This window comes from Nonomuraea sp. NPDC005692 (assembly GCF_040631115.1).
GTDB lineage: Bacteria > Actinomycetota > Actinomycetes > Streptosporangiales > Streptosporangiaceae > Nonomuraea.
The window spans coordinates 165,238-187,507 of the sequence record NZ_JBEXYU010000021.1 but is presented as its reverse complement, the minus strand read 5'-3'; the positions used below and the strand labels follow the sequence as shown (position 1 = coordinate 187,507).

General features: G+C 74.3%; 24 protein-coding genes. 14 read left to right on the top strand and 10 right to left on the bottom strand.

Annotated elements, in window-relative coordinates:
• Positions 1–89: 89 nt before the first annotated feature.
• The gene (locus ABZ459_RS34285) at positions 90–887 is read right to left on the bottom strand and encodes a hypothetical protein (protein WP_357979284.1); all 798 of its coding nucleotides are present in this window, start codon (positions 885–887) and stop codon (positions 90–92) included.
• Between the two features lie 105 nt (positions 888–992).
• Positions 993–2,213, bottom strand: coding sequence for a glycosyltransferase (locus ABZ459_RS34280; protein WP_357979282.1), 1,221 nt, complete (start codon positions 2,211–2,213; stop codon positions 993–995).
• Between the two features lie 75 nt (positions 2,214–2,288).
• On the opposite strand from ABZ459_RS34280, the gene ABZ459_RS34275 reads away from it, so the two are divergent.
• The 9 genes from ABZ459_RS34275 (at position 2,289) to ABZ459_RS34235 (ending at position 12,152) form a co-directional block, all read left to right on the top strand.
• Positions 2,289–2,927 (top strand): TetR/AcrR family transcriptional regulator, encoded by a 639-nt coding sequence (locus tag ABZ459_RS34275; RefSeq protein ID WP_357979280.1) that lies wholly within the window; start codon positions 2,289–2,291, stop codon positions 2,925–2,927.
• A 448-nt stretch (positions 2,928–3,375) separates the two neighbouring features.
• Positions 3,376–4,812, top strand: a complete 1,437-nt coding sequence (locus tag ABZ459_RS34270) for an exopolysaccharide biosynthesis polyprenyl glycosylphosphotransferase (RefSeq protein WP_357979278.1) — start codon at positions 3,376–3,378, stop codon at positions 4,810–4,812.
• The gene (locus tag ABZ459_RS34265; protein WP_357979276.1) at positions 4,794–6,098 is read left to right on the top strand and encodes an O-antigen ligase family protein; all 1,305 of its coding nucleotides are present in this window, start codon (positions 4,794–4,796) and stop codon (positions 6,096–6,098) included. The genes ABZ459_RS34270 and ABZ459_RS34265 overlap by 19 nt, the downstream gene beginning before the upstream one ends.
• Positions 6,053–7,426, top strand: a complete 1,374-nt coding sequence (locus tag ABZ459_RS34260) for a lipid II flippase MurJ (RefSeq protein ID WP_357979274.1) — start codon at positions 6,053–6,055, stop codon at positions 7,424–7,426. Before ABZ459_RS34265 ends, ABZ459_RS34260 begins: the two co-directional genes overlap by 46 nt.
• Positions 7,423–8,136, top strand: coding sequence for a polysaccharide deacetylase family protein (locus ABZ459_RS34255; protein WP_357979272.1), 714 nt, complete (start codon positions 7,423–7,425; stop codon positions 8,134–8,136). Before ABZ459_RS34260 ends, ABZ459_RS34255 begins: the two co-directional genes overlap by 4 nt.
• On the top strand, positions 8,133–9,245 hold the full coding sequence (locus tag ABZ459_RS34250) for a glycosyltransferase (protein WP_357979270.1): 1,113 nt from the start codon (positions 8,133–8,135) through the stop codon (positions 9,243–9,245). The genes ABZ459_RS34255 and ABZ459_RS34250 overlap by 4 nt, the downstream gene beginning before the upstream one ends.
• Complete coding sequence (locus tag ABZ459_RS34245) at positions 9,242–9,868, top strand: hypothetical protein (protein ID WP_357979268.1); 627 nt, start codon at positions 9,242–9,244, stop codon at positions 9,866–9,868. The genes ABZ459_RS34250 and ABZ459_RS34245 overlap by 4 nt, the downstream gene beginning before the upstream one ends.
• Positions 9,865–10,983, top strand: coding sequence for a GNAT family N-acetyltransferase (locus tag ABZ459_RS34240; protein WP_357979266.1), 1,119 nt, complete (start codon positions 9,865–9,867; stop codon positions 10,981–10,983). The genes ABZ459_RS34245 and ABZ459_RS34240 overlap by 4 nt, the downstream gene beginning before the upstream one ends.
• Positions 10,980–12,152 (top strand): glycosyltransferase, encoded by a 1,173-nt coding sequence (locus tag ABZ459_RS34235; RefSeq protein ID WP_357979264.1) that lies wholly within the window; start codon positions 10,980–10,982, stop codon positions 12,150–12,152. Before ABZ459_RS34240 ends, ABZ459_RS34235 begins: the two co-directional genes overlap by 4 nt.
• Here the strand turns inward: ABZ459_RS34235 and ABZ459_RS34230 are convergent.
• On the bottom strand, positions 12,098–13,222 hold the full coding sequence (locus ABZ459_RS34230) for a glycosyl hydrolase (RefSeq protein ID WP_357979262.1): 1,125 nt from the start codon (positions 13,220–13,222) through the stop codon (positions 12,098–12,100). The two genes, ABZ459_RS34235 and ABZ459_RS34230, sit on opposite strands and share 55 nt — an antisense overlap.
• 164 nt (positions 13,223–13,386) lie before the next feature.
• On the opposite strand from ABZ459_RS34230, the gene ABZ459_RS34225 reads away from it, so the two are divergent.
• Both ABZ459_RS34225 and ABZ459_RS34220 read left to right on the top strand, forming a co-directional pair.
• Positions 13,387–13,761: a VOC family protein gene (locus ABZ459_RS34225; protein WP_357979260.1), complete on the top strand. Its 375-nt coding sequence runs from the start codon at positions 13,387–13,389 to the stop codon at positions 13,759–13,761.
• Positions 13,762–13,929: 168 nt separating this feature from the next.
• Positions 13,930–14,457 carry a DUF1062 domain-containing protein gene (locus ABZ459_RS34220; protein WP_357979258.1) on the top strand — a complete coding sequence of 176 codons (528 nt, stop codon included), beginning with the start codon at positions 13,930–13,932 and terminating at the stop codon, positions 14,455–14,457.
• Here ABZ459_RS34220 and ABZ459_RS34215 read toward each other — a convergent pair.
• Positions 14,396–15,646 carry an MFS transporter gene (locus ABZ459_RS34215; protein ID WP_357979256.1) on the bottom strand — a complete coding sequence of 417 codons (1,251 nt, stop codon included), beginning with the start codon at positions 15,644–15,646 and terminating at the stop codon, positions 14,396–14,398. The two genes, ABZ459_RS34220 and ABZ459_RS34215, sit on opposite strands and share 62 nt — an antisense overlap.
• A gap of 72 nt (positions 15,647–15,718) precedes the next feature.
• Here ABZ459_RS34215 and ABZ459_RS34210 point away from each other — a divergent pair, with 72 nt between their 5' ends.
• The gene (locus tag ABZ459_RS34210; RefSeq protein WP_357979254.1) at positions 15,719–16,561 is read left to right on the top strand and encodes a LysR family transcriptional regulator; all 843 of its coding nucleotides are present in this window, start codon (positions 15,719–15,721) and stop codon (positions 16,559–16,561) included.
• A 12-nt stretch (positions 16,562–16,573) separates the two neighbouring features.
• Here the strand turns inward: ABZ459_RS34210 and ABZ459_RS34205 are convergent, their stop codons facing one another.
• Both ABZ459_RS34205 and ABZ459_RS34200 read right to left on the bottom strand, forming a co-directional pair.
• A complete protein-coding gene (locus ABZ459_RS34205) occupies positions 16,574–17,479 on the bottom strand; it encodes an NADP-dependent oxidoreductase (RefSeq protein WP_357979252.1) in 906 nt (301 codons plus the stop codon).
• Between the two features lie 39 nt (positions 17,480–17,518).
• The gene (locus tag ABZ459_RS34200; protein WP_357979250.1) at positions 17,519–17,983 is read right to left on the bottom strand and encodes a MarR family transcriptional regulator; all 465 of its coding nucleotides are present in this window, start codon (positions 17,981–17,983) and stop codon (positions 17,519–17,521) included.
• Between the two features lie 130 nt (positions 17,984–18,113).
• Here ABZ459_RS34200 and ABZ459_RS34195 point away from each other — a divergent pair, with 130 nt between their 5' ends.
• Positions 18,114–18,488, top strand: a complete 375-nt coding sequence (locus ABZ459_RS34195; RefSeq protein WP_357979248.1) for a multidrug efflux SMR transporter — start codon at positions 18,114–18,116, stop codon at positions 18,486–18,488.
• A 33-nt stretch (positions 18,489–18,521) separates the two neighbouring features.
• Positions 18,522–18,842 (top strand): multidrug efflux SMR transporter, encoded by a 321-nt coding sequence (locus tag ABZ459_RS34190; protein ID WP_357979246.1) that lies wholly within the window; start codon positions 18,522–18,524, stop codon positions 18,840–18,842.
• On the opposite strand, the gene ABZ459_RS34185 is transcribed toward ABZ459_RS34190, so the two are convergent.
• The 4 genes from ABZ459_RS34185 to ABZ459_RS34170 all read right to left on the bottom strand — a co-directional run bounded on the left by ABZ459_RS34185 (position 18,820) and on the right by ABZ459_RS34170 (position 22,123).
• On the bottom strand, positions 18,820–20,118 hold the full coding sequence (locus ABZ459_RS34185) for an MFS transporter (protein ID WP_357979244.1): 1,299 nt from the start codon (positions 20,116–20,118) through the stop codon (positions 18,820–18,822). The genes ABZ459_RS34190 and ABZ459_RS34185 overlap by 23 nt on opposite strands.
• Positions 20,118–20,708 carry a helix-turn-helix domain-containing protein gene (locus ABZ459_RS34180; RefSeq protein ID WP_357979242.1) on the bottom strand — a complete coding sequence of 197 codons (591 nt, stop codon included), beginning with the start codon at positions 20,706–20,708 and terminating at the stop codon, positions 20,118–20,120. The genes ABZ459_RS34185 and ABZ459_RS34180 overlap by 1 nt, the downstream gene beginning before the upstream one ends.
• An 87-nt stretch (positions 20,709–20,795) precedes the next feature.
• A complete protein-coding gene (locus tag ABZ459_RS34175; protein ID WP_357979240.1) occupies positions 20,796–21,590 on the bottom strand; it encodes a GntR family transcriptional regulator in 795 nt (264 codons plus the stop codon).
• The gene (locus ABZ459_RS34170) at positions 21,578–22,123 is read right to left on the bottom strand and encodes an isochorismatase family cysteine hydrolase (RefSeq protein WP_357979238.1); all 546 of its coding nucleotides are present in this window, start codon (positions 22,121–22,123) and stop codon (positions 21,578–21,580) included. Before ABZ459_RS34170 ends, ABZ459_RS34175 begins: the two co-directional genes overlap by 13 nt.
• Positions 22,124–22,270 lie beyond the last annotated feature (147 nt).

The following is a 22,270-nucleotide window of genomic DNA, read 5'->3' as shown; positions in this document are numbered from 1 at the left end:
GCGGGCCGGCCGACCGGCCTGGATCTGGCGCTGCTGGGGCTGCGGGTGTCCCTGACGGCCGCGTTGCGCGAGAAGCGGCCGTGGAGCTTCTAGCTGCGGAAACGGCCCTCACGGGCGTAGATGCAGTCGAAGCAGGCCGGGTCGGCGTTCCAGTTGTCGTCGTAGGAGACGGCGCGGTGGCGCTTGATCACGCCCTTCTTCACCACGGCCTGGTGGTGTCCCGGCGGCACGATGCCCTCGAAGTGCTTCACGAAGTTGCCGAGGGCGTTCCTGTAGTAGACCCGGTGCCGGGCCCAGAGGTTGCTCGTCGAGCTCGGCGGGGTGCAGTTGGCGATGTAGCTCTCGGCGATCTTCTGCTTGAAGCCGCCGAAGTCGAACGTGCTGTACGACTTGAACGGCAGGCCGGGCATGCCGTCGTCGTGCCAGCCCGTCCAACCGAAGATCGACCAGGTGCAGGTCGCCGCGCCGGAGCGGACCGCGCTCGCCGGGGCGGTCAGGCCACCCGCCGTGACCGGCTCGCTGGTGATCCTGCGTCGCTGCAGCTCGGCGGGCAGGTCGGCGCCGTGGTCCTCGACGAGACGCCGGGGGACCGCGACGTCGGGCGGGGTGACCTCCAGATAGGTCTCCAGGAGGGTGTCCTCGTCGTCAAGGACGATGAGGGGGGCGCGTCCGATCGGGCCGGTCTGGACCATCCCGACCTCGTCGGACGGGACGCTGTCGGTGAACGTCACCGACAGCCCGGTCGTGTAGTCGAGTTGAGCCAGGACGATCTCGCGGTCGGACTCCTCGGCGGCGGCAGGGGCCGCGGCCTTGGCCGTGGCCATGGCGGGTGAGGGGGCGAGGAGCATGGCGGCGGCGATGGCCGCCAGGAACGGGCTGAATCTCATGCGGGCAACGTTAGAAAGTGATCTTTCAGTTGCCTTAAAGGTGAGCTCAGCGCATGGTCATGCCGGCCCACGTGCCCCTGGACGGCGGCCCGGGGGAGCGGGCGGTCACGCCAGTCTGCCCACGGCCGCCACCACGGCCGCGCTCCCGTCCTCGGCCCCGATCCGCTCCGACAGCTCCACGGCCCGCCGCCGGTACGAGGGCTCGTTCACGGCGGCACCCAGCGCGTCCGCGAGCCGTTCCGGGGTCAACCGGCGGAACGGGACGGCGGCCGGGCCCACCCCGAGCGCGGCGAGCCGGGACGCCCACAACGGCTGGTCGTTCAGCGCGGGCAGGCCGACGGCGGGCACGCCCGCGCGCAGCCCGGCCCCCGTGGTCCCGCTGCCGCAGTGGTGGGCGACGGCGGCCATGCGCGGGAACAGCCACTCGTGCGGCACTTCCCCGACGCCGAGCACGTCGTCATCCAGCTCACCGGGCACGCCCGTCTGCAGCACGCCGCGCAGTCCGGCCCGGCGCAGGGCGCGAAGGGCCAGGTCGGTGTAGTGCTCGGCGCGCGGGCCCGCCTGGCTGCCGAGGCCGACGAACACCGGTGCCGGGCCCGCGGCGAGGAAGTCGCTCAGCCGGGGGTCGGGCCGCCAATCGGCCGGACGCACCGGCCACCAGTAGCCCGTCACCTCCAGCCCGTCCCGCCAGTCGGCCGGCCGGGGCAGCACCGCCGGGCTGAACCCGTGCAGAACCGGCCAGTGCGCGGCCTCCCGCCGCCGGTACGCCTCCCGCGAGCTGATCGGCGGCAGCCCGAGCCGGGCCCGCAACTCCTTGGCCGACCCGGCGTTCGCGGGCGAGGGCACGGCGAAGGCCAGCCGGGCCGCCGTCCGGTTGCCCCACCGGCCGAGCGAGCGGCGCAGGACGCTCATGACCGGCGGGAAGTCCCCCGTCGGCGCCACCGGCTGCAGGTGCACGCCCATGCTCGGCACGCCCATCGCCTCGGCCACGTGCTCCCCGGCGGAGGCGGCCACGTTCAGCAGCAGGACGTCGGCACCCGCCGCCGCGGCCCGCACGATGCCGTCGGAGATCTGCCCGGCGTACTCGGCGAACATGGCGAGCTTCGCGGACAGGGAGACCCGCGCGCCGCCCTTGCCTGCGGGCAGCAGGGGCAGCGGGTCGCCCGGGATGTCGCGATGTTCCAGGCCCGCGCCGGTCACCAGGGCGGCGTGCGGCTGGTGGCAGGCGATCGCCACCTCGTGCCCGGCGTCCCGCAGCCGCACGCCCAGCCCCGTGTACGGGGCCACGTCGCCCCGCGTGCCCACGCCGACGATCAGTACGCGCATGACGCCCTCCTCGCCCGCCGTTTATCATGCACTCGCATGGTAAACGGCGGGCAACGCGTTTCACAATGCGACCGCATGACAAAAACCTGGGAACCGATGCCGAAGATCGTCGACCACGAGACCCGCCGGCGGCACATCGCCGACGCCGTGCACCGCGTCATCGACGCCAAGGGCATGCACAGCGTCAGCCTGCGCGAGGTCGCGGCCGAGGCGGGCATGTCCATGGGCGCGGTGCAGCACTACTTCGCCACCAAGGACGAGATGCTCACGCTGGCCCTGCAGCACCTCAACACCCGGATCACCGCCCGCGTCGCCGCCGCCGCGCACGACGGCACCCCCTTCGGCCTGCTGCGCGTGGCGCTCCTGGAACTCCTGCCCCTGGACGAGGAGCGCCGCTTCGAGGCGCGCGTCGGGCTGGCCTTCCTCGCCCGTTCCGTGGTGAGCGAGCCGCTGGCCGCGCTGCTGCGCGCGGGCCTGCCGATCGTCCTCGACTTCTACGCCGGTCAGCTCAGGGCGGCCCAGGCGGCCGGGCAGGTGGCCGCCGACGTCGACGCGGCCAAGGAGGCCGACATGTTGTTCGCCCTCGCCCAGGGCCTGGTGAACCCCGTCCTCATCGGCCACTACACCGCCGCGGACGCCGAGGCGATCGTCGACCACCAGCTCGGACGGCTGTTCGGGCGACGTCAGCCGTACCGGCGGGGAAAAACGTCCTGAAATATACGGACAGAATGTCTCCATCGCCCGGTTCCCCGAATGTGGCGATAATGCCGATTCGGGCTACACCCTCAGTTCTCGGCTCAGCCGCCGGTGCCGATCAGCGGCCACCGGCCCCCCGCTGACCCTCTGAGCTGGCCTGCGGCGTCATACCGCCGCCATGGCCGGGCAAAGATCTTCATCACTATCTGAGCGGCGAACCGGGACAAATAGCGGGGCTTCGCGACACCCGAAAATTCGCAATCTTTGTGGGACGCCATCCCGTCCACACGGTCGTACCCGTGAACACTCCAAGTAAGTTGGTCGCTGCCCGCGAATCGGGGCGATTATCGGAATGGAGGCCAAAGATGAGCGAATTTTCGCGATAAGTAAGACAGCCATATCCACCCCCTGTTCGTGGATATCACGCTCTGAAATGATCGCCGTTGTTTTCCGCAGTGGAGCAGATATGGTCACACCCCTTCGGGAAGAGGAACCCTTCCCGCACTCCCCGTCCAAGGGCATGCTGCTGTCGCAGCGAGGCGCCCCCCGCCACGCCCCCGGCCGGCGGCGTCCGGTGACATGCTGGACCATCTGCTCCCTCGCCGACGCGAGCGTCGACGCCGCCGCGCTGGCCGCGCCCGTGCTCGACGCCGGATACGGCGCGCTGCTCGCCTGCCTGGCGGCGGCGCTGCTCGTCCTGCTGAACCTGGCGGGCGGCACGTACCGGATCCGGCTGTCGCCGTCCGTGATGGACGGGTGGATGTGGCGCGGCGGATGCGCCACCGCCATCGCCGGCGCGCTGACCGTCGCCGCCCTCGACCATCAGACGACGCTGGCCGCCTGGACGGGCGAGTCGGCCCGGATCGTCGCCGTCTACCTCGGGCTGACGCTGGTGGGGCGGGGGCTGGTCTGCGCGGTGCTGCGCCAGGCCCGCCGCCGCGGCGCACTGGTGCCCACGCTGGTCGTGGGGTCCGGCGCGCACGCCAGGAACCTCGCGCTGACCCTGGTACGGCACACCGAGTACGGCCTGCTGCCCGTCGGCGGCGCCTGCGACGTGCTGGGCCAGGCCCCGTACGCGCCGATCGTGGACGATCCGGAGACCCTGCTCACCATGGCCCGCCGGCACCTGGCCCGCGTGGTGGTCCTGGCCCCGCCGCCGGGCGGCGAGGAGCAGACCCACCGGCTCGCGCAACAGGCCCGGCTGGCGGGGTACCCGGTGTACCTGGCGCCGCAACCCGGCGGCGTGCTGGTCGACTTCGTGCCCGCCGGCGAGCACGTCCGGGGGTTCCCGGTGCTGCGCATGCGGCCGCTGCCGCAGCGGCGCGCGTCCTGGCCGCTCAAGCGCGCCCTGGACGTCGTGCTGGCGGCGGCCGGGCTGGTCGTCAGCGCTCCGGTGCTGGCCGCCTGCATGCTGCTGCTGCGCGGGCAAGGAGGACCCGGGGTGCTGTTCCGCCAGGTCCGGGTGGGGGTGGCCGGGACGCCCATCGAGATCATCAAGCTCCGCACGTTCGCCCCTTTGCGCGCCGGCGAGTCCGACACCCGCTGGAGCATCGACGACGACCCCCGCCTGACCCGCGTGGCCCGGCTGCTGCGCTCCTGCTCCGTGGACGAGTTGCCGCAGCTGTGGAACGTGCTGCGCGGCGACATGAGCCTGGTCGGCCCCCGGCCCGAGCGGCCGCACTTCGTGGAGCTGTTCTCGCGCGGCGACCACCATTACGGGCGCCGCCACCGGTTGCCCGTCGGCCTCACCGGCTGGGCCCAGACCCACGGCCTGCGGGGCGACACCTCGATCGAGGACCGGGCGCGGCTGGACAACCACTACATCGACACCTGGTCCCTGCGCCGCGACATCAAGATCATGATCCGGACGGTCGGTTGCCTGCTGTGGCCGGGACGATCGTGATCAGGGCGTTCCTGCCGTCCCTGTGCCGCCAGCCGGCCCGTCCCAGCCTGTGGGCCGCGCTGACCGTGATCGCGGTGTGCGTGCCCGCCGGACCGCACGCCGCCGACGTCGTCCAGCCGCGGGTCGCCGACCTGATGTCGCTGGCGTTGCTGGTGTCCGTCGCGGTGAGCCTGGCGCGTGGCGGCGCGCGTCCCGGCCGGTGGGCCCTGCTCGCCGCGCCCGCGGCGCTCGCGGCGACGGCGGCCGCGCTCGCGGCGCCCGACATCATGCTGGCGCTGCCCGGCCTGGCCCGGTTCCTCCAGGTGTTCGTCCTGGTCCCCGTCGCCGTGACGGTGGCGGTGCGGCAGCGGTCCGACCTGCTGCTGGTGGGCGGAGCCGTCGCCGCCGTGTCGGTCGTCCAGGCCGGGCTCGGCTGCTGGCAGGCGCTCACGGGCAGCGGCGCCTCCTACGCGGGGCTGCCGATCCGCGCGGTCGGCACGTTCGGCGCCGGCGAGGTCATGGCGCTGGCGAGCGTGGTCAGCTTCGGGCTGATCATCGCCCTCGCGGTCGCGCTCACCGGCGGCCCGGCCCGGCGCGCCGCCGCCCTGGTCGCGGCGGCGGCGCTGTGCCCGCCGCTCGTCCTGTCGCTCAGCCGCGGCACCTGGCTCGCGGTGGCCTGCGCCGTCGCGGTGATGCTCGTACTGCGCGGCGCCCGGGTGGCCGCGCGGGCCGCCGTGGCGGTCGCGGCCGCCGCCGTGCTCCTGACACTCCTGGTCGGGCCAGGCGGCGGGGTCATCGCCGAGCGCGTCACCTCCATCTCCTCCTCGGTGGACCAGCCCGACCGGTCGGTGGCCGACCGGTACCAGCTCTGGCAGGCGGCGGCCGGCATGTGGCAGGACCACCCGGTCACCGGCGTCGGCCCCAAGGGGTTCGCCGCCTGGCGGGACACCTACGCGCCGCTGGCCCTGTCCTCGGGCAGCGACGTCGAGGACCCGGCCGGCGGATACCGCCGCCAGCCGCTGCTGTCCCCGCACAACATGTACCTGCTGGTGCTCAGCGAGCAGGGGCTCCTCGGCCTGGCGGCGTTCGCGCTGCTCGTGGGCGGTGCGCTCGTGCGCACCCTCACCCGGCCCGGCCGCTCGGGCCCGGCCGGGCTGGCCGCCGCTGGCTTCGTGACGTGGCTGGCGGTGGACTTCGCCTACGCCGACATCGGCGGCGCGACGAGCCTGGTCATGTCGGTCATGCTGGGCCTGGCGACGGGATGGACCGGCACCGCCGCGCTCCCGTCGCGGCGGCCCGCGTGCTGAGCCGGGGCGCGGCCGACCTGCGCGCCGCGGCCCTCACCACGATGCTCGTCGGCGCCGGCTCGGCGCTCGGCTACGTGCGCGACCTGCTGATGGCCGCGCTGTTCGGCGCCAACGCCGACACCGACGCCTTCCTGGTCGCCTGGACCGTGCCCGAGACCGCGGCGCCGCTGCTCATCGAAGGGGCGATGGCCCTGTGGCTGGTCCCGCTGTTCAGCACGGCGTCCGGGGCGCGGCAGCGGGCGGCGCTGGTGGAGCGGACGTTGCCCGCCCTGGCCGCCGCGCTCGCCGCCGTCGCCGTCTGCGCCGCGGCCGGCGCGCCCTGGCTGGTGACGGCGCTGGCCCCCGGTCTGCCCCAGGCCGGGCTGGCCGTCCAGTGCTGGCGGATCTGCTGCGGCTGCATCCTGCCGTTCGCGCTGGCCGGGTACGCCAGCGCGGCCCTGCGGGCCCGCCACGTCTTCGGCCCGCCCGCGGCCACCGGTCTCGCCTACAACGTGGCCCTCGTCGGCTGCCTGACGATCTGGCACGACTCCCTCGGCGTGCGGGCCGCCGCGTGGGGCGTCGCCGCCGGCGCCGTCCTCATGGTGGCCATGCAGGCGCCGGCGTACCTGCGGCGGGTCGGCCTGCCCCGGCGGCTGCCCCGGCGCCTGGTGCTGCCGGTCGCCGCGCTGCTGCCCATCATCGCCTTCACGCTGCTGCGGCAGGGCCAGGTGCTGGTCGAACGCGTGCTCGCCGCCGACCTGCCCGCGGGCGCGATCTCCCATCTCAACTACGCCCAGAAGATCGCCCAGGTGCCGATGGTGGTCTCGCTGATGCTGGCCACCGTCACCTATCCGCACCTGGCCCGCAGCATCGCCGCGGGCGACACCCGCCGGGCCTGGCGGCTGCTGGCCCGCGACCTGACGACGGCGGCGGCCGTCACGGTCACCGCCGCCGCGCTGCTGGCCGCCTTCGCGCCCGCGATCGTGGACGTGCTGCTGCACCGCGGCGCCTTCGACGACGCCGCCGCCACCGCCACCGAGCACGTCCTGCGGCTCTACACGATCGGCCTGCTGGGCCACACCGTCGTGGGCGTGGTCTGCCGGGCCTACTTCTGCGCCGGAGGGTGGCGCGGGTTGTGGTACCCGGCCCTGGCGATGGCCGCCGGCCTGGCCCTGACCGCGGTGCTGGCCGCGGCGCTCGTCCCCGGCATGGCGCAGGGCGGCATCGCCCTGGCCAACGCCGCCGGGATCACCGTGACCGCCGCGCTCCTGCTGGCCGGTCTCCAACGCCTCGGCCTGTCGCCGCTCCGGAGGGCCGTCACGACCGTCAGGGAAGGAGAGCGCGTATGAGCACGCGCATCGGCGCGCTGCCGCTCATCTGGATGTACCACTCCGTCGCCGAACGCGGCGAGGACCCCTTCGACATCGTCGTCACCCCCGAGCGCTTCGCCGCGCACATACGCTGGCTCGCCCGGCGCGGGCTGCGCGGCGTGTCGGTGCGCGAACTGCTGAACCATCCCGGCGACCGGCGCGGGCTCGTCGGGCTCACCTTCGACGACGGCTACGCCGACTTCGCCACCGACGTCGTCCCGGTGCTGGCCGGATACGGCTTCACCGCGACCGTGTACGTCGTCGCCGGCCGGATCGGCGGCCACAACGCCTGGGACCGCGACGTCGCTCCCCGCCCTCTGATGGACGCCGGCACGCTGCGCCGGGTGGCCGCCGCCGGCATGGAGGTCGGCTCCCACACCCGCAGCCACCTTCACCTGCCGGCCGCCGCCCCCGACGAGCTCGCCGACGAGCTGACCACGAGCAGACTCATGCTCCAGGACGTGCTCGGCGCCCCCGTCACCGGCTTCGCCTACCCCTACGGCGAGCTGACCGCCCGCGAGGTCGCCGCCGTACGGCAGGCCGGCTACGAGCACGCCTGCGCCGTGCGCCCCGGCCGGCTCGCCGGGAGGCACGCCCTGCCCCGCCGCTACGTCGGCGACCGCGACACCGCCGCCCGGCTGCTCGCCAAGACCGCCTGCCACCGGCTGCGCTGGGGGCGACCCCGATGAAGGTCCTGCACGTCATCACCGGGCTGGCCGCCGGCGGGGCCGAGCAGCAGCTGCGCACGCTCCTGCCGCACATGGACTGCGCCGGCGAGGTCGCCGTCCTGACCCGGCCCGGTGCCCTGGCCGACGCCATCCGCGCCGCCGGGACGCCCGTACACGCCGTCGGCATGGGCGGCAACCGGGACCTGCGGGCGCTGCCCCGGCTCACCGGCCTCATGCGCGCCGGCCGCTACCAGGTCGTGCACGCGCACCTGTACCGCGCCTGCGTCTACGCGCCACTCGCCGCCCGGCTGGCCGCCGTGCCGGTCGTCGTCACCACCGAGCACTCGGCGGGGGCCAGGCACATCGAGGGACGGCCGGTCACGGCGCCCGTCCGCGCGCTGTACCGGGCGACCGCCCGGCTGACGCACGCCGTCGTCGCCGTCTCGCCCACCGTGGCCGACCGGCTGCACGGCTGGGGCCTGCCGCCCTCGCGCGTCGTCACCATCCCCAACGGCGTGGACCTGGCCGCCTTCCGCCACGATCCGCGGGCCGCCGCCCAGGCCCGGCTCAGCCTGGGCATCCCGCCGGAGTCGTTCGTCGTCGGCGGGGTCGGCCGCCTGGTGGCGGGCAAGAACTTCCACCTGCTCGTCGAGGCGCTGCCGCGGCTGGACGGCGCGGTGCTGCTGCTCGTCGGCGACGGCCCGGAACAACCCCGGCTGCGCTCGCTGGCCGAGCGGCTCGGCGTCGGGCGGCGCGTCGTCCTCGCCGGGGAGAGCGTGCACGTGCCCGCCCTGCTGTCGGCCATGGACGTGCTGGCCGCCCCCTCGCAGGAGGAGACGTTCGGCCTGGCCGTCGTCGAGGCGCTCGCCGCCGGGCTGCCCGTGCTGTACGGCGCGTGCCCGGCGATCGACGACCTGCCCCCCGGGACGGTGCCCGGCGCCCGCCGGGTGCCGCCCCACCGGCTGGCCGCCGAGCTGGCCGCGCTCCTCGCCGCATCCCTCGCCGGGCCCCGCACCCGCCTGCCGCCGCCCCCGGCCCTCGACCGCTACGACGTGCGCCGGCAAGCCCGGCGCCTGCACGACCTCTACGACCGCCTGCTCATCAGGCGCCACCAGGAAAGGCTGTCATGACTCACCCGGTCCAGCGCGCCGCCGGCGCGCTCCGCACCTGGTCCCTGCTCGCGCTCCCGCTGATCGGCATGGGGGCGGGGCTGGCGTACTCGCTGACCCAGGAGCCCGTCTACACCGCCGACGCCTATGCGGTCGTCAGCTCGGTACGGCAGGACGTCCCCATCCAGGAAGCCGACTTCGCGCAGGCCTACGCCAGGGTGGCCGTCCATCCCGGCCTGCTCGCCGGGAACGGCGACGCCTACCTGGCCGACGGCGAGCTGCTGCGGACCACCCTGCAGGCGTCGGCCTCGCCCGACGCGCCGCTGATCCGGCTGGCCGCCCTCGCCGGCACCCCTGAGGAGGCCGCCCGGCGGGCCAACAGCGCGACGGCCGCGCTCACCGCCTACGCCAACCGGCACAGCGCCGACACCGGCGTCCGGCTGTCCAGCTTCGCCCCCGCCGCGCCGCCCGCCACGCCCAGCTCGCCCCGGCCCCTGCTCGCCACCGCCGTCAGCACGGCCGGCGGCCTGCTGCTGGCCGCCCTGATCTGGCTGGCGGCCCCCGCCGGGCGACGGTGGGACGACCGGCAGGACGACCGGGAGGTCCCGCCCGCGCGCCGGCCGGCCGAGACGGCGTCGGCATGACCACCGCGATCCGCCAGGCCTCGGACCTGGTCACCGAGGTCGTGACCGGCGCAGAACGCCTGCGCACCCTGGCGGGGGAGTGGGCCGACCTGCACGACCGCTCCCCGGCCGGGACGCCGTTCCAGTCGCACGCCTGGCTGTCGTCCTGGTGGGAGACCTACGGCGACGGCGCGTGCCTGAACGTGGTCCTGCTGCGCCGGCGGGGACGGCTGGTCGCCGCGGCCCCCGTCATGACCGTCCGCCGCGCGGGGCTGCGCGTCCTGCGGCCGCTCGGCGGCGACCAGTCCGACTACACGGACGTGCTGATCGAGGACGGGGACCCCGACCTGCCGGCGGCGCTCGGCCGGGCCCTGACCGAGCTGCCCGGATGGGACGTGCTCGACCTGCCGGAGGTGCGCCAGGGGGCCGACGCCGAACGGCTCGCGGCGGCCTGGCCGGGACGCTCCTGGCGGCTGCCCGCCTCGACCTGCGTCGAACTGCCCGGCCTCCCCCTTCACGAGCTGCTCGCCGGGCTGCCCGGCAGGCACGGGACCAAGCTGCGCCGCGAGCTCAGACGCGTGGACGAGGCCCCGATCCAGGTCCGGGACGTGCCGGCCGAGGAGGCGGAGCACGCCGTCACGCGCCTGCTCGACCTGCACGCCCTCCAATGGCAGGGCCGCGGAGTCAACGTCGAGCACACCAAACCGCGCTTCCACGCCCACCTGGCCCGCGCCACCCGGCGGCTGCTGGCCGACCGCCAGGCCCGGCTGACCGAATACCACCTGGACGGCCGGGTCGTCGCGGTGGACCTGCTGGTCGTGGGCAAGGACTTCGTCGGCGGCTACCTCTACGGCACCCATCCCGACCTGCGGTCCCAGGTCGACGTCGTGACCATGCTGCTGCGCACCGATCTCGGGCTCGCCCACCGGCTGGGCCGGCCGACGATGTCGCTGCTGCGCGGAGCCGAGTCCCACAAGACCAAGTGGGGCGGCCGGCAGGCGGTCAGCAACCGGCTCCTGCTGGCCAGGACGCCGGCCGCGACGCTCTACGCCCTCGCCGCCCGCGCCCGGGTCGGCGGCCGGGCGCTCCGCGGCCGTTGGGCGGCGCTCGACCGGGCCCTGCGCAGGCCGCGATGACGACCTGCACCCCGCACGCCCCGCGCGTGCTGCACGTCACCCAGCCGACGGAGGGCGGCGTCGCGGCCTACGTCGAGAGCGCCTGCGCCGACCAGCGCCGGCGTGGCTGGACGGTCGCCGTCGCCGCGCCGCCGCGTGGACCGCTCGGCGAGCGGCTGGCCGCGCTCGGGCTGCCGCATCTGCCCTGGCCCGCCGTACGGGCGCCGCATCCGGCCGATCTGCTCGCCGCCGCGGTCCTCGGCCGCATCGTGCGCCGGTTCCGTCCCGACGTGGTGCATCTGCACTCCTCCAAGGCCGGGCTGGTCGGCCGGGCGGTGTTGCGTGGCCGCGTGCCGACGCTGTTCCAGCCGCACGGCTGGTCCTGGCTGGCCGGCCGGGGCACGCTCGCCGCCGCGGCCGCCTCCTGGGAGCGTGCCGCCACCCGGTGGACGCGGCTGGTGCTCTGCGTCGGCCAAGGGGAGCACCGGCAGGCCGGGGACGCGGGCGTGCGCGGCCCGCTGGCCGTCGTCCGCAACGGCGTCGACCTGGCCCGCTTCCGTCCCACCTCGCCGGACGAGCGCGTCGCCGCCCGCCGGGGCCTCGGCCTGTCCCCGGACGGGCCGCTGGTCGTCTGCGTCGGCCGGATCACCCGGCAGAAGGGCCAGGACCTGCTGGTGGAGTCCTGGCGGCAGGTCGCGGCCCGGGTGCCGGACGCCTGCCTGGCACTCGTCGGCGACGGGGACGACTTCGCCCGCCTGCGCCGCGACGCGCCGCCCGGCGTCCTCATGCCGGGGGCGAGCGCCGATCCACGGCCCTGGTACGCCGCCGCCGACCTGGTCGTGCTGCCCTCCCGCTGGGAAGGGCTGCCGCTGACCGTGCTGGAGGCCATGGCCAGCGGGCGGTCCGTGGTGGCGGCCGCCGTCCCCGGCCTCACGGAGGTGGTCACCCCGGCCACCGGAGCGCTCGTCGAGCCGCAGGACGCGCCGGCGCTGGCCGCAGCGATCATGGCCCGGCTGACCGACCCGGCCGTGCGGCGCGCGGAGGAACGGGCGGCGCCGCCGCGGGCGGCCGAGTTCGACCTCGGCGTCACCCTCGACCGGCTGGCGGCGCACACGCTGCGCCTGGCCCGGCCGGGTCAGCCCGCGGCCGGTGGCTCCGTGGGCGGGGAGGTGACGGCCGGGCGGGGCTGAGACTCCGGCGACCCGCTCCCGCTCGGCTCAGAGGAGGGGGCGGGGGACGTGGCGGGCGGGGAGGTCGGCGGCGCCGACGGACCGCGCCGGTAGCCGGGGTCGCGCATGAGCTGCCGGAAGACCCGCGACGACCGCGGGTTGGCCGGGCACTGCCAGACGCCGTGCGGGCAGTAGTCCACGATCGAGTGGTAGGCCACGTCGTGCCGGGCGATCCAGTCGAGCATGTCGCGCACGAACTCCGGCCGGTCCCCGTACCGGAACAGCCCCCACTCGGGGAAGGAGATCGGCTTGCGGTGCGAGGCGGCGAAGTCGGCCTGCGCCGCCAGCCCGTACGGCTGGTCGACGTAGTCGGCGAACCGGTGGCCGGGGCCCTGGTCGTAGCTGTCCATGCCGATGATGTCGACCACGTCGTCACCGGGGTAGCACTCGGTCCAGCCGATCGCGTCAGGGCCTCGGTTGGGGCTGAAGTCGAAGCGGAAACGCTGCCCCGGCACCGCCCGCATCACGGTGACGATCCGCCTCCAGTACGCCTGCCACGCCTGCGGATCGGCCGAGCAGCGGCTGGAGTAGGTCAGGCCGTTCATCTCCCAGCCCGGGACGATCACCGTGTCCGACGCGCGCCCGGCCACCAGCGTCCGGGCCAGCCGGTCGAAGTACGGGTCGAACGCGCCGTCCGCGCCGGCGTTCAGCAGCACCGACACCGCCTCGTCCGGCAGGTCGCCCTCGTTCGGCATGACCATCGGCACGTTGAGCACGAGCATGCGCCCCGGCTTGGCCGCCCGCCACCGCATCCACGGCTGCAGGACGAAGTCCGGCCCGCCCAGGGCGTTCCACGCCTCGCCCGGCACGTACGTCCGCCCCACCCGGACCTCCGCCCCCAGCCACCACTCGAACGCGCCCAGCAGGTACGGCCCGCGCCAGTCGGAGGCGAGGAACACCCCGAACGGGACGGCGGACAGGTCTGCGCGGGCGGCGGACGGCTCCTTGGCGCGCTTCACGCTCAGCGCCGGCGGGATCACCGCGGCGATCACGGCCAGCAGCGCGCAGACCCATGCCATTCTCACGGTCATCGCCCGCCCCCTCCCTTACAGGGTGTATCAGCTCACGTACCCGGAGAGAGAACAATGGCGATCAAGCCACTGCAAAGTGATCGCCGCGGATGCCGGGGCCGCACGTCGCCGAGGGGCCGTTAAGCATTGGAAGGGGGCAACCGGCGACCGGTAGGGTGCCGATCATGGCTTGCCGCATCTCCGAACTGATCGTCCCCTGCCAAGACGCCCACGGCCTGGCCGCCTTCTGGTGCGAGGTGCTCGACTTCGTCGTGCTCGACACCCCGGACGACGGCTCGGTGGAGATCGGCCCGCGGGAAGGGTTCGGCGGGTTGCAGCCCACTCTGGTCTTCGACCCCACCGCCGAGCCCAAGACGGGCCCGCTGCGGCTGCACTTCGACGTCAACGCCACCGACCGCGACCAGGCCGCCGAGCTCGACCGCCTGCTCAAGATCGGGGCGCGCCCGGCCGACGTCGGCCAGACCGGCGAGGAGCAGTGGCACGTCCTGGCCGATCCCGAGGGCAACGAGTTCTGCCTGCTGCGCGCCCGCCTGAGCTGAGCGCCGCCCCCCTGACCACCCCTTCGTGAGGACTTCGCGCGCATGACGCCGCCTGCTCTTTAGACCTGACACCTTCCTGCGCATCGGTCGCCGACGGACGCCGTCGGCTCTGTTCTCCGTGCTCTTCGTCAGGTCTTCAGAGAGATCATGTCTTCACATCCTCATATCGTGCTGCCCTGGGTGGTGCGGCGCACCCGCCTGCCCATGCTCGTCCTGCGCTGCGTGGCCTGCCCGTCCGACCGCGCCGCCGTCGGTGACGGCCGGTTCCGCGTCAACGCCAACGGCAAGCTGCTCGACGTCTGGCTCCTGGTCAACTGCGTGGGCTGTGACCGGACCGGCAAGCTCACCGTCCACGACCGGGTTCCGGTCCGCTCACTGGACCCCGGTCTGCTGGCCGGGTACGCGGGCGACTCGCCGTCCCTCGTCGCGCGGGCCCTGCTCGACCCGTCGACCGCGCGCCGGAACCGGTACGCGTTCGACTGGGACGGGTGCTGGGAACTCGACGCGCCGCCCGTTCCGGAGAGTCCGTGGCCCGTCCGGATCACGGTCGCCTTCGACGATCCCGTCCCGCTGCGTCCCGACCGGCTGATCGGCCTCGGGCTGGGCGTCGGCCGGGACGAGGTCGCCCGCCGCATCAAGATCGACATCCCGCCGAATCGGAGGACGAAACAGGACTTTTCCTTTCTTCTGATGTAGGTCGAAGCTGTCGGCCCGGCGGGCGGGCGTCCGCCCGCCGGGCGCGGGACAGCAGGTGTCCGACGAGGGCCGCGGCGAGGCCGGCCAGCCCGGCGGCCGCGAAGCCGCCACCCGGCAGCGCGGCGTCGATCGCCAGCCCGGCGATCGGCGAGCCGAGCGCGAAGCCCGCGCTCGTCGCCGACGCCTGCAGGCCCGTGGCCTCGCCCCGTACGCCGGCCGGCGCCAGCCGGCTCACCGCGTCGGCCACCGTGGACAGGGTCGGCGCGGTGAGCAGCCCGGCGCCGACGACGGCCAGGCACAACCAGCGCCAGTCGTGGGCCAGCCCGGCGGGGATCGTCAGCAGCCCGAGCAGGCCGAGCAGCAGCCACGTCGGCATCGGACGGCGCAGCGTGCCGTAGACCAGCCCGCCGGCGACGGAGGTCACGCCGAAGACGGCCACGACCGCGGCTGCCCAGGACACCTGGCCCGCCTCCTTGAGCGTGGCCACGATGGCGAGGTCGACGCCGCTGAGCAGCGTCGTGACGCCGAACCCCATCGCCAGCATGGCGACCATGCGGCGGTCCAGCCACTCGCGGCGCGCCGGACGTCCTGGCGAACCGGTTTCCACCTCGCCCTCGGCTCGCAGCGGCGGATCGAGCAGGAAGATCCCGATCCCGCCGGCCGCGATCAGCGCCCCGAGCCCCCACGCCACGGCCTGCGGGGACAGCTCCGCCGCGCAGAGGATCACCACCGGCGGCCCCACCATGTACGCCAGCTCGCCCTGCACCGACTCCAGCGCGAACGCGGCCCGCCGCTGCCCCGGCGTCGTCATCGCGGCGATCGCCTGCCGGGTCACCGCCTGGACCGGCACCATCAGCAGCCCCGCCACGAAGGAGGCGCCCAGCAGCACCGCGTACGGCAGGACGGGCACGCCCGCCCAGAACACCGCCTGCGAGGCGACGGTGATCGTGAGCACGGCGCGCAGCCCCCGCCGGTCCGTCATGCGGCCCAGCAGCGGCCCGCCCAGCGCCACCCCGGCGGTGAGGGCGGCCGCGACGCCGCCCGCCGCCACGTAGCCCAGGTCCAGGCCCAGCACGACGTACATGGTCAGCGCGGTCACGTCGGCGGTGATCGCGGCACGGGCGAGCAGCGAGACGCCCAGCAGCGCCGCCATCCCCGGCACGGCGAGAACCTGTCGGTATCCGGTCACCCGGGCGACGCTAGGTCATCCCGAAGCCCATAGGAAGACGTTGTTTCGTTGGAAGCGGCATAATGGATTCTTATGGCCAGAGACCTGGAGACGGGCTTGCTGCGGTCGTTCGTCACGGCTGTGCGGGCGGGCAGCATCAGCCGCGCCGCGACCGCGCTCGGGCAGACACAGCCCGCGCTCAGCCAGCAGTTGCGCAAGCTGGAGAGCGCGGTCGGCCGCCCGCTGCTCCACCGGTCGCCGTCCGGCGTCTCGCCGACCCGGGCGGGGGAGGAGCTGCTGCCCTACGCCGAGCGCATCCTGTCGCTCTCCGCGCAGGCGCTCACCGCGACCGGGCGCGCGCTCACCGGCCGCTGCGGCGTCGGCCTGCTGGAGGATCTGGCCGCGGCGCAGCTGCCGCAGGCACTCGCCGACCTGGCCCGGCTGCACCCGGGTGCGACGCTGGAGGTGCTGAGCCTCTCCGGTGTCACGATCCGGGAGGCCTACCACGCGGGCCGCGTGCAGCTCGTGCTCGACGAGGCGAGTGACCTTCCCGGGCCGCCGCGCTGGACCGTGCGGCGGCCGCTGGTGTGGGCGGTCGGCCACGGCGTCGACCCGGCCGCCGATCCGCTGCCGGTGGTGCTGTTCACCGGGACGTGCGCGTGGCGTACGTCGGTGGTGGACACGCTCGACCGCACCGGCCGGCGGTGGCGGCCGGTGTTCGAGAGCAACAGCCTGGCCGGCGTGCTCGCGGCGCTGCGGGCCGGGCTCGGGGTCGCCGCGCTCATGCCCGGCAACCTCGAACCGGACATGGCCTGTCACGACCCGGACGTCCTGCCCGCCCTGCCCGACGTCGAGCTCGGCCTGGCCCGGCATCCGCAGACAGAGGGCGATCCGCTGATCGACGCCGTGGAGACCGCGCTGCGACGCATGATCTGAGCGCCGCCGGCCTCAGAGCACCAGGGCGATCTTGCCGCTCAGCCGGCCGCGCCGGAAGTGCTCGTGGGCCGCCCGTATGTCCTGCAGGCCGTACTGGGCCTCGACCCGGCTCCTGACCTGGCCCGCGTCGACGGCCTTGGCCAGCTCGGCGAGGCCGGGGCCGTCCTCGCGCACCTGGTTGACGGTGGTGCGGATCGATCGATGAGACAGGTCGGGCACCGGCCCGGCCTGGGTGGCGATGGAGGCGTAGCGGCCTCCGTCGGCCACGGCCTCGACGGCGAAGGCGCCGAAGGTGTCGAAGACGGCGTCGTAGGCCCCTGCCGGAAGGGCGTGGGGGTCGGTCGTGACCCGGTCGGCCCCCAGCTCCGTGGCCACCTCGGCCTGGGCCGGCCTGGAGACCAGCGCGTCCACCCGGACGCCGCGCGCCCGCGCCAGCTGGACGGCCAGCCCGCCCACCGCGCCGGCCGCGCCGGCCACCAGCAGCCGCTCGCCCGCCCGGACGGCCAGCCAGTCGAGCGTGTGCAGCGCGGTGAGCCCCGGCAACGGCAGCGTCGCCGCCTCCACCAGGCTGACCGCCGACGGCGCGACGGCCAGCGAACCGACCGGCATGGCCACGAGGTCGGCCCACGTCCCCCGGCCGGTGCCGAGCTGATGGGACATGCCGAAGACCCGTTCACCCACGGGCAACGCATCGTCCCGGCTGTCCACGACGATGCCGGACAGCTCCCATCCCAAGGTCATCGGCAGCGGCGGGGCGCCCTCTCCGATGGCCCCCTCACGGGTCTTGTCGTCAACCGGGTTCAGGGCCGAGGCGACGACCCTCACCAGCACCTCGCCCTCCTGGGCCCGGGGCGGCGGCGCCTCGGCGACCGTCAGGACGTCCGGGCCGCCGAAGCGGGTGATCCGCACAGCACGCATGTTCAACTCCTCAATATTCGGGACAAACGGGATTGCCGGTTACCGGTCGAGCAGCCCCAGGGCCGGCAGTGCCGCGGCCAGCCGCGGGTCGGCCTGTGCGGCTTCCTCCAGGGCGGTCCTGAGCGTCGCCTCGTAGGTGACGTTCGCCTCGGCGTAGCGGGCCCGGCCCGCGTCGGTGATGACGGTGTAGACCCCGCGCTTGTCGTCCGGGCACAGGTCCCGGTACGTGAGGTCCGCCGTGTTCAGCCGGGTCACCAGCCGGGTCACCGAGCTCTGGTTGAGCCCGATCCTGTCGGCCAGCTCCTGCATACGCAGCTCGCCGGCGTCCGAGGTGGCGAGATGGCCGAGCGCCCGGTACTCCGACAGGCCGATGCCGTGCCGCCGCTGGAGGGCGGTGGCCAGGGCGTTCTCCACGCGGGCGTGCAGCAGCAGGACGTCGTTCCAGGAGCTGGACACCGCCGAGGGCGCCGGGGCCGGGCGTGGACTGGGTGCCGTCGGAGCCATGGAAGCCTCCTCCTTCTCTGAGGACCCGGGTCCCTCGGACGCGGGATTGACAAAAGCATACATGCACATGCAAGCTTCTCTCTGTCGCTCAATCGCTTGCACGTACATGCAAATAAAGAAGGGTCCTGAGATGGCCTGGATCTACCTGCTCATCGCCGCCGTCTTCGAAGTCGTCTTCGCCCTGGCCACCAACGCCACCGAGGGCTTCACCCAGTTGTGGCCGTCCCTGCTGACCGCCGCCGCCGCGGCCGGCGGGATCTTCTTCCTGAGCCTGGCGCTGAAGACCCTGGACGTCGGCGTCGGCTACACCGTCTGGACGGGCATCGGCTCGGTCGGCACCGTGCTGCTCGGTTCGGTGATCTTCGGGGAGGAGCTGACCATCTGGAAGGGGCTGGCGTTCGTCCTGATCATCGGCGGTGTGCTGGGGCTCAAGCTCGCCGACCGCCTGTCCGCCGCCAAGCCCGCCACCACCGAGCCCGCCACCGCCAAGCCCGCCGCAGTCTGACCCTCCGCCCACCACTGCACAAGGAACGTCATCATGGCCTGGATCTACCTCTCCATCGCGATCGTCTTCGAGATCGGCTTCGCGCTCGGCACCAACGCCACCCAGGGCTTCACCCGGCTGTGGCCCTCCGTCTTCACCCTGCTGTCGGCCGCCGGCGGCATCTTCACCCTGAGCCTGGCGCTGAAGACCCTGGACGTCGGCGTCGGCTACACCATCTGGACCGGCATCGGCTCGATCGGCACGGTCGTCCTCGGCGCGCTGATCTACAAGGAGAAGATCACGCCGGCCAAGCTCGCCTCGTTCGCCGCGATCATCGGCGGCGTGGTGCTCCTCAAGATCGCCGCAGGCGTCTGACCGGCGGCGCGGGCGGCGCGGGTGGCGCCGGCGGGACGGGCGGGCCCTGGCCGCGGAGCCGGTCCATCTGCCGCCACTCGGGCCGCAGTCCCGTCAGGCTCGTGGTGAGGGCGTAGACCGCCCCACCGGCGAGCAGCACCGGCGTCAGCCCCACCGCCGCCACCAGCGCCCCGCCCACCAGCCCGCCGAGCGGGATGCCGGCCCAGGCGAGCGAGTCCTTTAGCGCGTTCACCCGGCCCAGCAGGCTCCGGGGCACCCGCTCGTAGGAGATCGCCCCCAGGATCGGGTTGAGGAACCCGCCGGCGAACCCGCCCACCGCGAACACCGCCACCATGGCCCACACCGGCGCGTCCACCGCCAGGACGAGGAACCGGGTCGGCCCGGCGAGCAGGAACGCCACGAAGAAGACGGGCCTGCGCCGCATCCGGTGCGCCACGGCGGCCGCGACCAGGCTGCCGCCGACCGCCGTCAGCCCCATCACGCTGCTGTTCAGGCCGACCACGGCGGCGCCGTGACCGGACTCCCTGGCCCACACGAACACCAGCACCTGGCCGAAGGCCGCGTCGAGCAGGTTCGTGATGCCGACCATGACGACCACGGACAGCAGCAGCGGTTCGCCGCGCAGGAACGTGAAGCCCTGACCGAACCGCCGCCAGTAGCCCTCCTCCGCCTCCTGCGCCGGCGCGCGGCGCCCCATGCCGCGCGGCAGCGCCCACGCCACGATCACCGAGCCGAGCGCGAAACAGGTGACGCTGATGCCGAGGCTGGCCAGCGGTCCGAGCAGCGCCACCACCGCGCCGCCCGCCGCGGGCCCCACCGTCTGGGCCAGCCGCTCGGTCACGCCCATCAGCCCGGTGGCGCGCTCCAGCGGCACCCGCCCGCGCTCGGCCGCCTCGGGAATCATGATCTCCTTGGCCAGGTCGCCCGGACCGCGGGCCGCGCCGACCACCGCGACGAGGGCGATCAGCGCTCCCAGCGGCAGCAGGTCCAGGGCGTGCAGGAGGACGACCGCCCCGGCCGCCGCGGCGCTCACCACGTCCCCGATCCAGGAGATCCGGCGCGGCCCGGCCCGGTCGGCCAGCGGCCCGGCCAGCGCCTTGACCAGCACGTACGGAGCCATCTCGGCGAACGCCACCATCCCGGTCCGCGCCGGGCTCCCGGTCGTCGTCAGGACGAACCAGGGCAACGCGATGGCCGACACCCGCGTCGCGGTCAGCGACACCGTCATGGCCGCGAGCAGGCCGGCCATCGGGCGTAACGACTCGCGCGACGCCATCACGCGTCCTCGGGCAGCTCGGGCAGCTCGGGCAGGAGCTGGGTGATGAGCGAGACCCGCGCGGCGCCTTCGGGCGCCGGCTGGCCGGGCGTGTCGCGGCGGTAGCGGTCGATGACCTCCGCCAGCTCCTCGCTCAGCCGCCGCCCCTCCTCCGGGGTGATCCGCAGCGCGACGGAGCTGAGGTCGAGCACCCGCCGCCACTCCGCAGGCATGGTCGACAGCTCGTTCAGCGTCCGCTGGGTGCGCAGGCTGTACAGGGCGGCGATGGACTGCATGTAGGCCAGCACCGCCTCGGGCTCCCGCTCCGACAGCTCCTCGTCGCTGAGCCGGGTGACGTGGTGGACCGAGCGCCACCAGCGCTCGCGGGCGTTGCCGCGTTCGGTGTCCTCCGCCACGAATCCGGCGGCGCCGAGCCTGCGCAGGTGGTAGCTGGCGGTGCCCGAGTTCACCCCCAGGCGTTCGGCCAGGCGGGTGGCGGTGGACGGGCCGTGTTTGCGCAGCAGGTCCACGAGTTGTACCCGGACCGGGTGGGCCAGTGCTCGCAGGCCCTTGGCGTCGAGGACGACCACGCTCTCGGAGGGTTCGGTCATGCCTCGCAGCCTAGACCGCAAACAGTTCTTCGCAAAGACTTGTTCGCGAAGAACTGTTTGCAATCAAGCCGCGGAAATCGTGCGGGCCTACGCCGGTGGTGGCAGCTCGATGCCGGCCCGGCTGACGGAGGCGCTCTTCGTCAGGACCCGGAGCACGTCGCGGCGCACGCGTTCGCACCGGCCGCGCATGGCCTCGCGAGCGCCGACCGCGTCCCCGGCGCGCAGGCGCTCGTGGACGCCCGCCAGCTCCCCGGGCGGGCTCGCCACCTCCGGAGCGATCAACGCGGCCATCCGCAGCACCCGCTCCAGCTCGTCGAGCACGCCGACGATCGCCTTGGCGTAGCGGTTGTTGCCGCTGGCGTCGGCGATGACGGCCTCGAACTCGATCCCGGCACGCAGCGACTGCTCCAGGTCGGCCTCGCCCGCCGCGAGCGCGCGGGGCACCTCGGCCAGCTCTTCGAGCCGCTCCAGCGCCGGGCCCGCGACGCCGCGGCGCGCGGCGGCGGCGGCGCTCTCGCCGGCCAGCAGCGTACGCAGCGCGCACAGGTCGTCGGTGTCCTGGAGCGTGATCGGGCTGACGACGTAGCCCGCGCGCGGCAGCGCGTCCACGAGCCCGTCGCGCCGCAGGCGGGCCAGGGCCTCGCGCACCGGCGTCTTGCTCATCTGCCACTGCCGCGCGAGCGAAGCCTCGCTGAAGCTGCTGCCCGGCGGCAGCGTCAGGTCGATGATCTGACGCCTGATCGCCCGGTACGCCTGACCGGTGCGGTCGAGACCGGTGTCCTCCTGGCCGACCAGCAGCAACGCGGGAAGGTGCGCCATCGCGCCGGTCACGGGGTGGAGCGGCCGGGACGCCTCCCGCCCGTCCGCGATCAAACCTGCCACTCCTCGCACGACACCACTTCGAACCCCCGGCTGGGGAAGACGGCGTCGACGAAGAAGTCGTGCAGTGCCGGATCGCCGTCGCCGCAGCCGTCGCTCAGCACCGTCACCCGGTAGCCGCGGTCGGCCGCGTCGTAGCAGGTCGCGGCCACCATCGCGCTGGTGGCGACCCCGGCGACCGCCACAGTGGTGACACCTCGCGCGCGGAGCACCAGGTCGAGGTCGGTGCCGGCGAACGCGCTGGCGCGGCGCTTCAGCACGACGACGTCCTCATCGGCGACCGGCAGGGCGAGCTCGGTGCCGGCCGACCCTTCGTGGAAGGCGTCTCCGGCCTCGAAGAACGACTTCATCAGCGCGCTGCCGGGCGGCACGTCGGCCCCGTTGGCCCGGAAGGCGAAGTGCACGAACACCACCAGGACGCCGGCCGCCCGGGCACGGGGCAGCAGTTCGGTGAGCGGCGGCACGACCTGCCGGGCGAACGGGTAACCGCCCGTGATGCCCCGCTGGAGGTCGCCGATGATGAGTGCAGTGGTCACGACATGCTCCGTCCAGTGTCTCCGGCGAGCGCGAGGGCCCGCGCCTCCTCCGGCCAAACTGGGATCACAGTAGGCAAGAGTTGAGATATCAGCAACCGGGACGCGGGACCGGCCGTCGGCCGGCGCGCCGGAATTGTGCGGATCGAG

Excerpts from the sequence above, each read along its gene's own strand:
- ABZ459_RS34285 (WP_357979284.1), bottom strand. The coding sequence starts at position 887 with ATGAGATTCAGCCCGTTCCTGGCGGCCATCGCCGCCGCCATGCTCCTC.
- ABZ459_RS34280 (WP_357979282.1), bottom strand. The coding sequence starts at position 2,213 with ATGCGCGTACTGATCGTCGGCGTGGGCACGCGGGGCGACGTGGCCCCG.
- ABZ459_RS34275 (WP_357979280.1), top strand. The coding sequence starts at position 2,289 with ATGACAAAAACCTGGGAACCGATGCCGAAGATCGTCGACCACGAGACC.
- ABZ459_RS34270 (WP_357979278.1), top strand. The coding sequence starts at position 3,376 with ATGGTCACACCCCTTCGGGAAGAGGAACCCTTCCCGCACTCCCCGTCC.
- ABZ459_RS34260 (WP_357979274.1), top strand. The coding sequence starts at position 6,053 with ATGGACCGGCACCGCCGCGCTCCCGTCGCGGCGGCCCGCGTGCTGAGC.
- ABZ459_RS34255 (WP_357979272.1), top strand. The coding sequence starts at position 7,423 with ATGAGCACGCGCATCGGCGCGCTGCCGCTCATCTGGATGTACCACTCC.
- ABZ459_RS34250 (WP_357979270.1), top strand. The coding sequence starts at position 8,133 with ATGAAGGTCCTGCACGTCATCACCGGGCTGGCCGCCGGCGGGGCCGAG.
- ABZ459_RS34245 (WP_357979268.1), top strand. The coding sequence starts at position 9,242 with ATGACTCACCCGGTCCAGCGCGCCGCCGGCGCGCTCCGCACCTGGTCC.
- ABZ459_RS34240 (WP_357979266.1), top strand. The coding sequence starts at position 9,865 with ATGACCACCGCGATCCGCCAGGCCTCGGACCTGGTCACCGAGGTCGTG.
- ABZ459_RS34235 (WP_357979264.1), top strand. The coding sequence starts at position 10,980 with ATGACGACCTGCACCCCGCACGCCCCGCGCGTGCTGCACGTCACCCAG.
- ABZ459_RS34230 (WP_357979262.1), bottom strand. The coding sequence starts at position 13,222 with ATGACCGTGAGAATGGCATGGGTCTGCGCGCTGCTGGCCGTGATCGCC.
- ABZ459_RS34225 (WP_357979260.1), top strand. The coding sequence starts at position 13,387 with ATGGCTTGCCGCATCTCCGAACTGATCGTCCCCTGCCAAGACGCCCAC.
- ABZ459_RS34210 (WP_357979254.1), top strand. The coding sequence starts at position 15,719 with ATGGCCAGAGACCTGGAGACGGGCTTGCTGCGGTCGTTCGTCACGGCT.
- ABZ459_RS34205 (WP_357979252.1), bottom strand. The coding sequence starts at position 17,479 with ATGCGTGCTGTGCGGATCACCCGCTTCGGCGGCCCGGACGTCCTGACG.
- ABZ459_RS34200 (WP_357979250.1), bottom strand. The coding sequence starts at position 17,983 with ATGGCTCCGACGGCACCCAGTCCACGCCCGGCCCCGGCGCCCTCGGCG.
- ABZ459_RS34195 (WP_357979248.1), top strand. The coding sequence starts at position 18,114 with ATGGCCTGGATCTACCTGCTCATCGCCGCCGTCTTCGAAGTCGTCTTC.
- ABZ459_RS34190 (WP_357979246.1), top strand. The coding sequence starts at position 18,522 with ATGGCCTGGATCTACCTCTCCATCGCGATCGTCTTCGAGATCGGCTTC.
- ABZ459_RS34185 (WP_357979244.1), bottom strand. The coding sequence starts at position 20,118 with ATGGCGTCGCGCGAGTCGTTACGCCCGATGGCCGGCCTGCTCGCGGCC.
- ABZ459_RS34180 (WP_357979242.1), bottom strand. The coding sequence starts at position 20,708 with ATGACCGAACCCTCCGAGAGCGTGGTCGTCCTCGACGCCAAGGGCCTG.